At 41.5% G+C, this 10,719-nt stretch carries 11 protein-coding genes; 10 read left to right on the top strand and 1 reads right to left on the bottom strand.

Features of this window, described 5'->3' with window-relative positions:
• The first annotated feature begins 191 nt into the window (after positions 1-191).
• The 8 genes from PQ474_RS08180 (at position 192) to PQ474_RS08145 (ending at position 8,318) form a co-directional block, all read left to right on the top strand.
• Positions 192-425 (top strand): glutaredoxin family protein, encoded by a 234-nt coding sequence (locus PQ474_RS08180; RefSeq protein ID WP_273841752.1) that lies wholly within the window; start codon positions 192-194, stop codon positions 423-425.
• Between the two features lie 132 nt (positions 426-557).
• Complete coding sequence (locus PQ474_RS08175) at positions 558-1,577, top strand: sugar-binding transcriptional regulator (RefSeq protein WP_273841750.1); 1,020 nt, start codon at positions 558-560, stop codon at positions 1,575-1,577.
• Positions 1,578-1,650: 73 nt separating this feature from the next.
• Entirely contained in the window at positions 1,651-2,658 is a 1,008-nt protein-coding gene (gap, locus tag PQ474_RS08170; RefSeq protein ID WP_273841747.1) for a type I glyceraldehyde-3-phosphate dehydrogenase, read from the top strand.
• A gap of 93 nt (positions 2,659-2,751) precedes the next feature.
• On the top strand, positions 2,752-3,936 hold the full coding sequence (locus tag PQ474_RS08165) for a phosphoglycerate kinase (RefSeq protein WP_273841745.1): 1,185 nt from the start codon (positions 2,752-2,754) through the stop codon (positions 3,934-3,936).
• 15 nt (positions 3,937-3,951) lie between these two features.
• Positions 3,952-4,707 (top strand): triose-phosphate isomerase, encoded by a 756-nt coding sequence (gene tpiA / locus PQ474_RS08160; RefSeq protein ID WP_273842143.1) that lies wholly within the window; start codon positions 3,952-3,954, stop codon positions 4,705-4,707.
• Complete coding sequence (gene gpmI, locus PQ474_RS08155) at positions 4,704-6,239, top strand: 2,3-bisphosphoglycerate-independent phosphoglycerate mutase (protein WP_273841743.1); 1,536 nt, start codon at positions 4,704-4,706, stop codon at positions 6,237-6,239. Before tpiA ends, gpmI begins: the two co-directional genes overlap by 4 nt.
• Positions 6,240-6,369: 130 nt before the next feature.
• Positions 6,370-7,659 (top strand): phosphopyruvate hydratase, encoded by a 1,290-nt coding sequence (gene eno, locus PQ474_RS08150; protein ID WP_273841741.1) that lies wholly within the window; start codon positions 6,370-6,372, stop codon positions 7,657-7,659.
• 113 nt (positions 7,660-7,772) lie between these two features.
• Positions 7,773-8,318 carry a DUF3231 family protein gene (locus PQ474_RS08145; protein WP_273841739.1) on the top strand — a complete coding sequence of 182 codons (546 nt, stop codon included), beginning with the start codon at positions 7,773-7,775 and terminating at the stop codon, positions 8,316-8,318.
• Between the two features lie 44 nt (positions 8,319-8,362).
• Here PQ474_RS08145 and PQ474_RS08140 read toward each other — a convergent pair whose 3' ends face one another.
• Positions 8,363-9,040 carry a hypothetical protein gene (locus tag PQ474_RS08140; protein ID WP_273841737.1) on the bottom strand — a complete coding sequence of 226 codons (678 nt, stop codon included), beginning with the start codon at positions 9,038-9,040 and terminating at the stop codon, positions 8,363-8,365.
• A 174-nt stretch (positions 9,041-9,214) separates the two neighbouring features.
• On the opposite strand from PQ474_RS08140, the gene PQ474_RS08135 reads away from it, so the two are divergent.
• Positions 9,215-9,550: a YuzC family spore coat inner layer protein gene (locus PQ474_RS08135; RefSeq protein ID WP_273841735.1), complete on the top strand. Its 336-nt coding sequence runs from the start codon at positions 9,215-9,217 to the stop codon at positions 9,548-9,550.
• 214 nt (positions 9,551-9,764) lie between these two features.
• Entirely contained in the window at positions 9,765-10,448 is a 684-nt protein-coding gene (locus tag PQ474_RS08130; RefSeq protein WP_273841733.1) for a cyclase family protein, read from the top strand.
• Positions 10,449-10,719 lie beyond the last annotated feature (271 nt).

Raw genomic sequence — 10,719 nt, 5'->3', positions numbered from 1 at the left:
GTGAACTTCTCAAACAGGCGCGCAGCGTGTGTAGCCATTGCAAAGCTTTAAAAAAGACGAAATCTTTTTTTCTCTTTTTTTGCAACAACAAACATCAGAGCTTGTCGGCGATTAAAATAAAAACACCGCCACAGCCATAATGAAACATCGAATAGAAACGAGTGATTAACCCAATGCTAGAAGTAACCGTCATGTCAAAGATTGATTGTCCACTGTGTGATAAGGCGATTGATCAAATCACACCATTAGCAGAAGAATTTCAATTTAAAATAAACGTTGTAGATATTTATCAGGATGATGAGTTATTGGAGAAATACCAGATCATGATCCCTGTTGTCATAATGAACGGTGAAGAAGTCGATTTTGGCATTATCTCAAAAGAAAAAATAAGAAAGCGTTTACTTGAATTAAATAGGCAAATATAACTTGTGTAATGACCTGATCCTTGGTAATATGAACCTGTAGGAAGGATTTGGTCTTTTTTTTGGACCGATCGGGACACAAAAAGTCTATGCGGGACATAGTTGGTCCAACCTTAAAAAAGGGAGTATGGCTCTATGCAACTATTATTAGACATTCAAAAAAAATTATTACCTGATCTGCTTGACGTGATGGTCAAGCGTTATCGAATCCTCCACTACATTAAGCTCATGCAACCAATTGGTCGAAGAAGTTTATCTTCAAACTTGCAATTATCCGAACGCGTGTTAAGAGGAGAAGTCACTTTTTTAAAAGATCAAGGACTTGTTCACTTTGCAACGGCGGGAATGAGCATTACAGAAGAAGGCGAACAACTTTTTCTGAAGTTAGAAGAGGTAATGAAGGAATTACTTGGACTAAGAGAGCTTGAGAACAAGTTAGAAAACGAACTTGGTGTTAAAAAAGTGATTGTCGTTGCTGGGAACAGTGATCAAGACAGTTGGGTAAAACGTGAGATGGGTCGAGCGTGTATGAGTGAATTAAAGCGAAGTATTGAGCCGAAGGATGTCGTGGCCGTTATGGGTGGGACAACGCTCGCTGCAGTTGCTGAAATGATGCAACCTGATGCCAAAACGAGAGAAGTGGTTTTTGTACCAGCGCGAGGCGGACTTGGTGAGCAAGTTGAAAATCAAGCCAATACGATCAGTGCTCAGCTCGCTAGTCGAGCAGGTGCCCAATATCGCTTGTTACACGTGCCAGATCAAATTAGTAAGGAAGCTTACTCATCCCTTGTATTAGAACCTTCTGTTAAGGATATCCTAAAGCTGATTCACTCAGCTCGCACGGTTATTCATGGAATCGGTGATGCAAAAACGATGGCACTTAGACGAGATTCAGTAGATTCGTTTATTGACAAGCTCATAAGGGAAGAAGCTGTAGGAGAAGCTTTTGGTTATTATTTTAATAAAAGCGGAGAGCTCATTCATAAGCAACGCACGATTGGTTTACAGCTTGATGACCTTGGAGAGCATAAATATGTGATCTCAGTCGCAGGAGGAAGCTCGAAGGCGGAAGCCATCAGTGCTTACATGAAATATCGTCCGAGCGATGTGTTGATTACAGATGAAGCTGCTGCTGAATCTTTATTAAAGCTTTAAATGAATATGTAGATAAAAGAGCTTTGCTCTTTTTGATAAATCTAAGAAGAATGCACTAGGAGGAGATTTTAACATGGCAACAAAAATTGGTATTAATGGTTTTGGACGTATTGGACGTAACGTATTTCGTGCTGCTTTAAACAACCCAGCAGTAGAGGTAGTAGCAATCAACGATTTAACAGATGCAAACATGCTTGCTCACCTACTTAAGTACGATACAGTACACGGTAACTTAGATGCAGAAGTATCAGTTAACGGAAACTCTTTAGTAGTCAACGGACAAGAAATCAATATCTCTGCTGAGCGTGACCCTGCTAAGCTTGAGTGGGCTAACCGTGGTGTAGAAGTAGTTGTTGAATCAACTGGTTTCTTCACGAAGCGTGAAGATGCTGCTAAACATATCGAAGCTGGTGCGAAAAAAGTTATCATCTCTGCTCCTGCTTCTGACGAAGATATCACAATCGTAATGGGTGTTAACGAAGATAAGTACGATGCAGGAAGCCACCATGTTATTTCAAACGCTTCTTGTACGACTAACTGTCTTGCACCATTTGCAAAAGTTCTTAACGACAAGTTCGGTATCAAGCGTGGTATGATGACAACTGTTCACTCATACACAAATGACCAACAAATCCTTGATCTTCCACACAAGGACTACCGTCGTGCGCGTGCTGCTGCAGAAAACATCATCCCAACTTCAACTGGTGCTGCAAAAGCAGTTGCACTTGTATTACCTGAACTTAAAGGTAAATTAAACGGTGGAGCTATGCGTGTTCCAACTCCAAACGTTTCTTTAGTTGACTTAGTTGCTGAATTAAACCAAGACGTAACAGCTGAAGATGTGAACAATGCACTTCGTGAAGCTGCTGAAGGTCCATTAAAAGGAATCCTTAACTACAGCGAAGAGCCACTAGTATCTAGTGACTACAACGGCAACCCGCATTCTTCTTCAATCGATGCTCTTTCAACAATGGTTATGGAAGGCAGTATGGTAAAAGTAATCTCTTGGTACGATAATGAGTCTGGTTACTCTCACCGTGTTGTAGATCTTGTTGATTACATCGCTAAGCAAGGACTATAATAGGTAACAGTTGGTAAGAGGAGGAAGAAGGTTTTGCTTCTCCTCCTTTTTCCTCTGTAAAAAAATAATTGCTTAAAACAGGAGGTCTAGGAAATGAACAAACAAACGATTCGTGATATTGACCTAAAAGGGAAAAAGGTATTTTGTCGTGTTGATTTCAATGTTCCAATGAAGGATGGACAAGTGACAGACGAAACTCGTATTCGTGCTGCGATACCTACTATCCAAGCTTTAACTGAGCAAGGTGCAAAAGTGATTCTTGCGTCACACCTTGGTCGTCCTAAAGGTGAAGTGGTGGAAGAACTTCGTTTAACTCCAGTAGCAGCTCGTCTTGGTGAACTACTTGGTAAAGAAGTTAAAAAGGTAGATGAAGCATTTGGTCCACAAGCAGAAGAAGCAGCTAACACTCTAGCAGAAGGCGATATTCTTTTACTTGAAAACGTTCGCTTCTATGCAGGGGAAGAAAAAAATGATCCAGAACTCGCAAAAGCATTTGCTGCGCTTGCAGATGTATACGTTAATGATGCATTTGGTGCAGCTCACCGTGCCCATGCTTCAACAGAAGGAATTGCTCATCACTTACCAGCGGTAGCAGGTCTTTTAATGGAGAAAGAACTAGACGTACTTGGTAAAGCTTTATCAAACCCAGAGCGTCCTTTCACTGCCATCATTGGTGGAGCAAAAGTTAAAGACAAGATCGGTGTCATTGATAATCTACTTGATAAAGTCGATAACCTCATCATCGGTGGTGGACTTGCTTATACGTTCGTAAAAGCACTTGGCCATGAAATCGGAAAGTCTTTACTTGAAGAAGATAAAATCGATCTGGCAAAATCATTCATGGAAAAAGCAAAAGCAAACAACGTCAACTTGCTTTTACCAATCGATGTAACCGTTGCGGATGATTTTTCAAATGATGCTAACATTAAAGTGGTTGATATTGATTCGATTCCTTCAGATTGGGAAGCACTTGATATCGGACCAAAAACGATTGATACATATCGTCAAGTTATTGCTGAATCAAAGCTTGTTATTTGGAACGGGCCAATGGGTGTATTTGAATTAGAAGCTTTCTCAAAAGGAACGCGTGGCGTAGGGGAAGCCCTTGCTGATAGTGATAATACGTATTCGGTAATCGGTGGCGGAGACTCAGCTGCAGCGGTTGAGAAGTTCGGTCTTGCTGATAAAATGAGCCATATTTCAACGGGTGGTGGAGCATCCCTTGAATTCATGGAAGGGAAAGAACTTCCTGGACTAGTAGCATTAAACGATAAATAAGGAGAGTGATTTGTGATGCGTAAACCAATTATTGCAGGTAACTGGAAAATGAACAAAACACTTGGCGAAGCAAAGCAATTTGTGGACGCAGTGAAAACAACGATTCCGGCTAATAGTGAAGTGGATGCCGTTGTTTGTGCACCAGCATTGTTTTTAGAAAGCCTAGTAAGTACGGCAGAAGGAACAGACCTTAAAATCGGAGCTCAAAATGTTCACTTCGAAGAAAATGGTGCATTCACAGGTGAAATTAGTCCTGTAGCCCTAGCTGATATGAAAGTGGACTACGTGATTATCGGTCACTCAGAGCGTCGTGAAATGTTTGCTGAGACGGATGAAACAGTAAACAAAAAAGTTCACGCTTCTTTCAAACATCATCTTGTTCCAATCATGTGCTGCGGCGAAACAGACGCTGAGCGTGAAGCGGGCAAAACAAACGATGTGGTTAAAGTTCAAGTGGAAGCTGGTCTTGCTGGGTTAACAGAAGATCAAGTCAAGAACACGGTTATTGCCTATGAGCCAATCTGGGCAATCGGTACAGGGAAATCTTCTTCTGCAACGGATGCAAATGAAGTTTGTTCTTATATTCGTAAAGTCGTTGCTGAAGCTTTCTCAACAGAAGCTGCGGAAGCGGTACGTATCCAATATGGCGGTAGCGTAAAGCCTGCTAACATTAAAGAATACATGGCTCAGTCTGATATCGATGGAGCTTTAGTTGGTGGGGCTAGCCTTGAAACAGATTCATTCCTTTCACTTTTGGAGGAAGGCAAATGAGTAAAAAGCCAGTCGCTCTCATTATCCTAGACGGATTTGCGATGAGAGATGAAGTAAAAGGAAATGCTGTTGCTCAAGCGAAGAAACCGAACTTTGATCGTTTCTGGAACCAATACCCTCATGCCACTCTTGAAGCGCAAGGGGAGGCGGTTGGTTTACCTGAAGGTCAAATGGGGAACTCTGAAGTAGGGCACTTAAACATCGGTGCTGGACGCGTTGTCTATCAAAGTTTAACGCGCGTGAATTTATCGATTCGCGAAGGCGACTTCTTTGAAAATCAAACGTTTCTTGATGCCATGAATCATGCAAAAGAGAAAAACAGTGCGTTGCACGTCTATGGCTTGCTTTCCGATGGAGGCATTCATAGTCACATTGATCACCTTTTTGCTTTACTTGAACTAGCAAAACGTGAAAACGTCGAAAAAGTGTATGTTCATGGATTCCTTGACGGACGTGACGTTGGTCAAACGTCAGCTGAAGTCTATGTCCGTGGGTTACAAAGTAAACTAGAGGATTTGGGCGTTGGGGAATTAGCTTCCTTACACGGCCGTTACTACGCGATGGATCGCGACCGTCGCTGGGAACGTGTGGAAAAGTCTTACCGTGCGATGGTGTATGGTGAAGGCCCGACTTACACAAATCCGATCGATGTTGTAACGGATAGTTATAAAAATGAGATTTTTGATGAATTCATCATTCCTTCTGTTATAACGAAGGAAGATGGTACTCCAGTCGGAACGGTTCAAGATGATGATGCGGTTATTTTCTTTAACTTCCGTCCTGACCGTGCAATTCAAATGTCACAAGTGTTCACAAACGAAGACTTCCGTGGATTTGATCGTGGGGACAATCATCCGAAAAACCTTCATTATGTGTGCTTAACTCATTTCAGTGAAACCGTTGATGGCTTTGTAGCCTTCAAGCCGACGAATTTGGATAACACGCTTGGTGAAGTGTTAGCTCAACAAAATTACAAACAGCTTCGCATTGCGGAAACGGAAAAATACCCGCATGTGACGTTCTTCTTTAGTGGAGGCCGTGAGGAGCCGTTCCCTGGTGAGGAACGAATTTTAATCAATTCACCAAAAGTAGCAACGTATGACTTACAGCCTGAAATGAGTGCGTACGAAGTAACGGACGCGTTACTAGCAGACATTGAAGCAGATAAGCACGATGCGATTATTTTAAATTTTGCTAACCCTGACATGGTTGGACATTCTGGTATGCTTGAGCCGACGATTAAAGCAGTGGAAGTCGTCGATGAGTGTTTAGGTAAAATCGTTGATGCAATTGTGGCAAAAGGGGGAGCTGCTGTTATTACCGCTGATCACGGAAATGCAGATGAAGTCCTTACCCTTGAAGACAAGCCAATGACTGCTCATACGACAAACCGTGTACCTGTTATTGTGACAGAGGATAACGTAACATTACGCCAAGACGGTAAATTAGCAGATTTAGCGCCGACTGTATTAGCTCTTTTAGGCGGAAAACAACCAAAAGAAATGACCGGTATTTCATTGGTTCAAAAATAATTTTCAAAAAAAGCAGGAATGTACGCATTGAAGTCGAACCTTAATACGGTTGACTTGAATGAAAACCAACATTCTAACGAACAATAAATTGACATCATACCATCCATATATTTGAAGGAGTGACTTTACAATGACAATGATTACAGATGTTTATGCTCGCGAAGTTTTAGATTCTCGTGGTAATCCAACAGTAGAAGTAGAAGTATACCTAGAATCAGGCGCTATGGGTCGCGCTTTAGTACCAAGTGGTGCTTCTACAGGTGAATACGAAGCCGTTGAGCTTCGTGACGGTGGAGAGCGTTATATGGGTAAAGGAGTTCTTCAAGCGGTTGATAACGTAAACGAAGTAATCGCTCCTGAGCTAATCGGTTTTGACGCACTTGATCAACTTGGTATCGACCAATTAATGATCGAGCTTGATGGAACGGAAAACAAAAGCAAGCTAGGTGCCAACGCAATCCTTGGTGTTTCTATGGCTGTTGCGCATGCTGCTGCTGATGCAATCGGAGTACCATTATACGTGTACCTTGGCGGATTCAACGCGAAGCAACTTCCAGTACCAATGATGAACATCATCAACGGTGGGGAGCATGCGGATAACAACGTAGACATCCAAGAATTCATGGTTATGCCTGTTGGAGCTGAAAACTTCCACGAAGCTCTTCGCATGGGTGCGGAAATTTTCCACAACCTGAAGTCAGTTCTTAAAGGAAAAGGCTACAACACGGCTGTAGGTGATGAAGGTGGATTCGCTCCAAACCTTTCTTCAAACGAAGAAGCCCTTTCAACCATCATCGAAGCCATCGAAAAAGCGGGCTACAAGCCTGGTGAAGAAGTGATGCTTGCAATGGACGTAGCGGCTTCTGAAATCTACAACAAAGAAGACGGTAAATACCACTTAGCTGGTGAAGGCAAAAGCTTCACTTCTGAAGAAATGGTTGGTTTTTATGAAGAGCTTGTTTCTAAATACCCAATCATCTCAATTGAAGATGGTTTAGACGAAAATGACTGGGATGGTTTCAAAATCCTAACAGAACGCCTTGGTGGAAAAGTTCAACTAGTTGGTGACGACTTGTTTGTAACAAACACAGCGAAGCTTTCTGAAGGTATTGAAAAAGGAATTGGTAACTCAATCCTAATCAAAGTAAACCAAATCGGTACACTAACAGAAACATTTGAAGCAATCGAAATGGCGAAGCGCGCTGGTTACACAGCAGTTATCTCTCACCGTTCTGGTGAAACAGAAGATGCAACGATCGCTGATATCGCTGTTGCAACAAATGCTGGTCAAATTAAGACGGGTGCTCCTTCTCGTTCGGACCGTGTGGCGAAGTACAACCAACTTCTTCGCATCGAGGACGAGCTTGCAAACGTAGCAACTTATGGTGGCCGTTCTGCATTTTACAACTTGAAAAAGTAATCAATGAAAGGACATGCGAGAGAGCTCGCATGTCCTTTTTTTATCGAGTAAAAGGTAATAATTTACATATCTTATTAGAATCAGGAGAAAATGAAAGGGACGGAGGTGAAAAAATGCCAAATCCATTCGAAGCATTTTGGAATATCTTAAAAAATTCTATTGATCCTGATCAAGAAACACCCCTACATGTTGGTGAAGTAATGGTGTGTTGGACTTATTATACAGCCTTGAAAGAGATGTTGCGTTTTGAAGAGGCGGGTCTAAATACCACGAAGGATTCAGAAGTCGTTGAGATGCTAAAGGATGCCTATAAAATGTGTCAGGGGCAAAGTGAGCGCTTAGAGAAATTATTGATTAAAGAAGGCGTACCCTTACCAGATACGTCACCAGCCTTACCTAAGTCTTCTCCTGATGATATTCCACTAGGTGTGAAAATGTCCGATGATGAGTTAGCAAATGGAATCGGAGTCAAAATAGCGGGTTCCCTTGTTGAATGTGCGACAGGCCAAGCGCAATCGATACGAAACGATGTAGGAATGATGTGGGCAGAATTTCAAGCTGAATTACTAGTCTTTAGTGCGACATTAAGAGCATTAAAGAAAAGGCGAGGTTGGTTGAAGATTCCTCCTTATTTTCAGCCCCCTGGAAATAAACAATAACCCAAAAACCGACTCTCCAATTACAAGAGTCGGTTGCTCCTTTTTTAGGTCGTCCATTCGTCATGTATAATAGAAACCAAATACCACTTATCATCCTCTTCTTTCAACACAAGACGCAAACTTCTCCAGTCCATGCCTTCATATTGCTCCTCGAAACCAGAAAAATGAAACTCGACAACCGAAGCGCTCGGATAAACTTCTTTCGTATTATCAAGCGTATTGCCATGCCCTAGGCGCTCATCTACAGCGGTTTCCTCCGCATTTGCATAGTCTTCATCATAGACAAAGCGTTCGTAATACTCAGGAAAGGTTTTGTCAATTGGTTCGCCGGTCCCATCCAAGCTCCCCCAATGATAAACGGTTTCATCTTCCCATAAATTTTTCACCTCTTCAGCTGAAAAAACTTGATCATTGTCTACATCGATATAACCATAAGGAGAAAAGCGAACGCCATCGGTCGGATGGATAAAGTCAGCTACCCCTTTCATATCGTGATCTTTTAAAAGATGAACAATGGTATCCGCTGTTTCTTCAAGTGTAAGAATTTGTTCCTCTGGTTTTTCATCATGATCAGAGGTGATTTCTTCTTCGGAAGCTTGGTCCATCTCTTCTTGTTCAGATGGGGCTGGTGGTTCTGGTTCGATTCGGTCGATTTCCGTCTGAGAGCACCCTGATAAAACGATGACTAAAGTTAGAAAAAATCCATATAAAGTTGTTTTCATAAGAACCTCCTCCTTTCTTATTTCTTACCCCAGAAAAGTAAGTTCTATAACTTAGCATATGTAATATTTGCAGAAACTTGAACAATTGAAAAAACGGTTTGATTAAACCTTCTCACTCCTCATAGATTCTTCACATATAGTATAAGAGCTAAACAGTTTGGAGGTTGGACTTCAGTGTTTTATCAAGCCTATTATCAGTTTGAACCCACTCCTTATCGTCAATTTCCACCTGTTGATACTTCGACGTTTGAACAGTCATTACAAACCTTTCAAGCGCTTCTCGAACAAGGGCGTACCTTGGTCAATAGCCTTGTAACGTCGGAGGAGAGAATGTTCCAACTAATGGATGCGGCTCAAAGAAGTGATGATCAAGAAGTCGATCGCATTATTAGAGAAACAGGGATAGCGTCGATTGTTGAAACGTCCTATTCGCCTACAGGGGTCTCCTTTACTTTACGTACAGAGCCACCATGTTGCACCTTAACGATGTATCTCGTGTGGGGCAGGTAAGAGCATTTCGCGTAGCGGGATGCTTTTTTTTATGTGTGCTAAAGCGACGATCTGAACGGGAGTGTCAGCGGGCTCAGTCATCATGAAAAGTTTGTTAGATTAAATCACTTATTTTACCAAAAAGAGGTGATTTTAGCTTATTCTATTGCTATAGTTCGCGATACGAAATGTAACAAAGGATAAACATCCATTTTAAAAGTGAGGAGAGACTAGAATGACATCAAAGATCGTTGATTTATCTCAAGAAATTTTTCAAGGTATGCCAGTTCTACCTGTTCAGCAACAAACAGTCATTTTTCCTAACGTCTCTCATGAAGTGACGAAAAGAAAGTTAGGCTTTGAATTCGCTAGAAACAATTTACTTATAAATGAGCACAGTCCCACACATAGCGATGCCATTTACGAATATGACCCAGAGGGCCCAACCATTGATGAGATGGATTTAGACTCGTTTTATGGCCCAGCTATTTGTCTAGATGTCTCTCATCTATCACCGGATGTATATATCAAGAGACAAGACTTAAAAGAAGCCTTGAAGCAATCCGGACAAACGATTGAAGAAGGGGATATTGTCCTCCTTTATACTGGTCACTACGAACGTTCATACGGAACAGAAGAGTGGTTTAACCGTCACTCCGGTCTCCATTACTTAGCGGCAAAGTGGTTAGCTGAATTAGGAGTGAAAAATATTGGCATCGACGCACCTTCGATTGATCACCCTAGAGATTCGAAGTATTCGGGTCATCTGGTCTGTCGAGAATTTCAGATCACGAATACGGAGAACCTGTGCAATTTACAAAAAGTCATAAATACGAGGTTCCTTTACATGGGATTCCCATTAAAAATTCGAAACGGAACAGGATCTCCAATCCGAGCAGTCGCTTTATTGATTGATTAAATCGTGTATAAAAAATCGTTGAAATTTAGTGAATGTATATGGAACGTTATCTAACACCTGACCTCTTCTTATTGGAGTTTAATCCTTGAAAAAGAAGAGGTTGGGTGCTTTTTTATTGAGGTTTTACCAGATATTTACTATGACGCTTTTATTTAGTTATTTCCTACAAAAACACGAAAATTACCTATGGAAAGTTGTATTTTCGTTCGTGAAAAAACTCGTAAGATAACCTGACTAGAATAAACAAAAGGGAATCTATTTCGATTAATCT

Source organism: Halalkalibacter alkalisediminis, from assembly GCF_028610705.1.
GTDB classification, from domain to species: Bacteria; Bacillota; Bacilli; order Bacillales; family Bacillaceae_D; genus Halalkalibacter; species Halalkalibacter alkalisediminis.
This window is presented reverse-complemented; position numbering and strand designations above follow the sequence as displayed.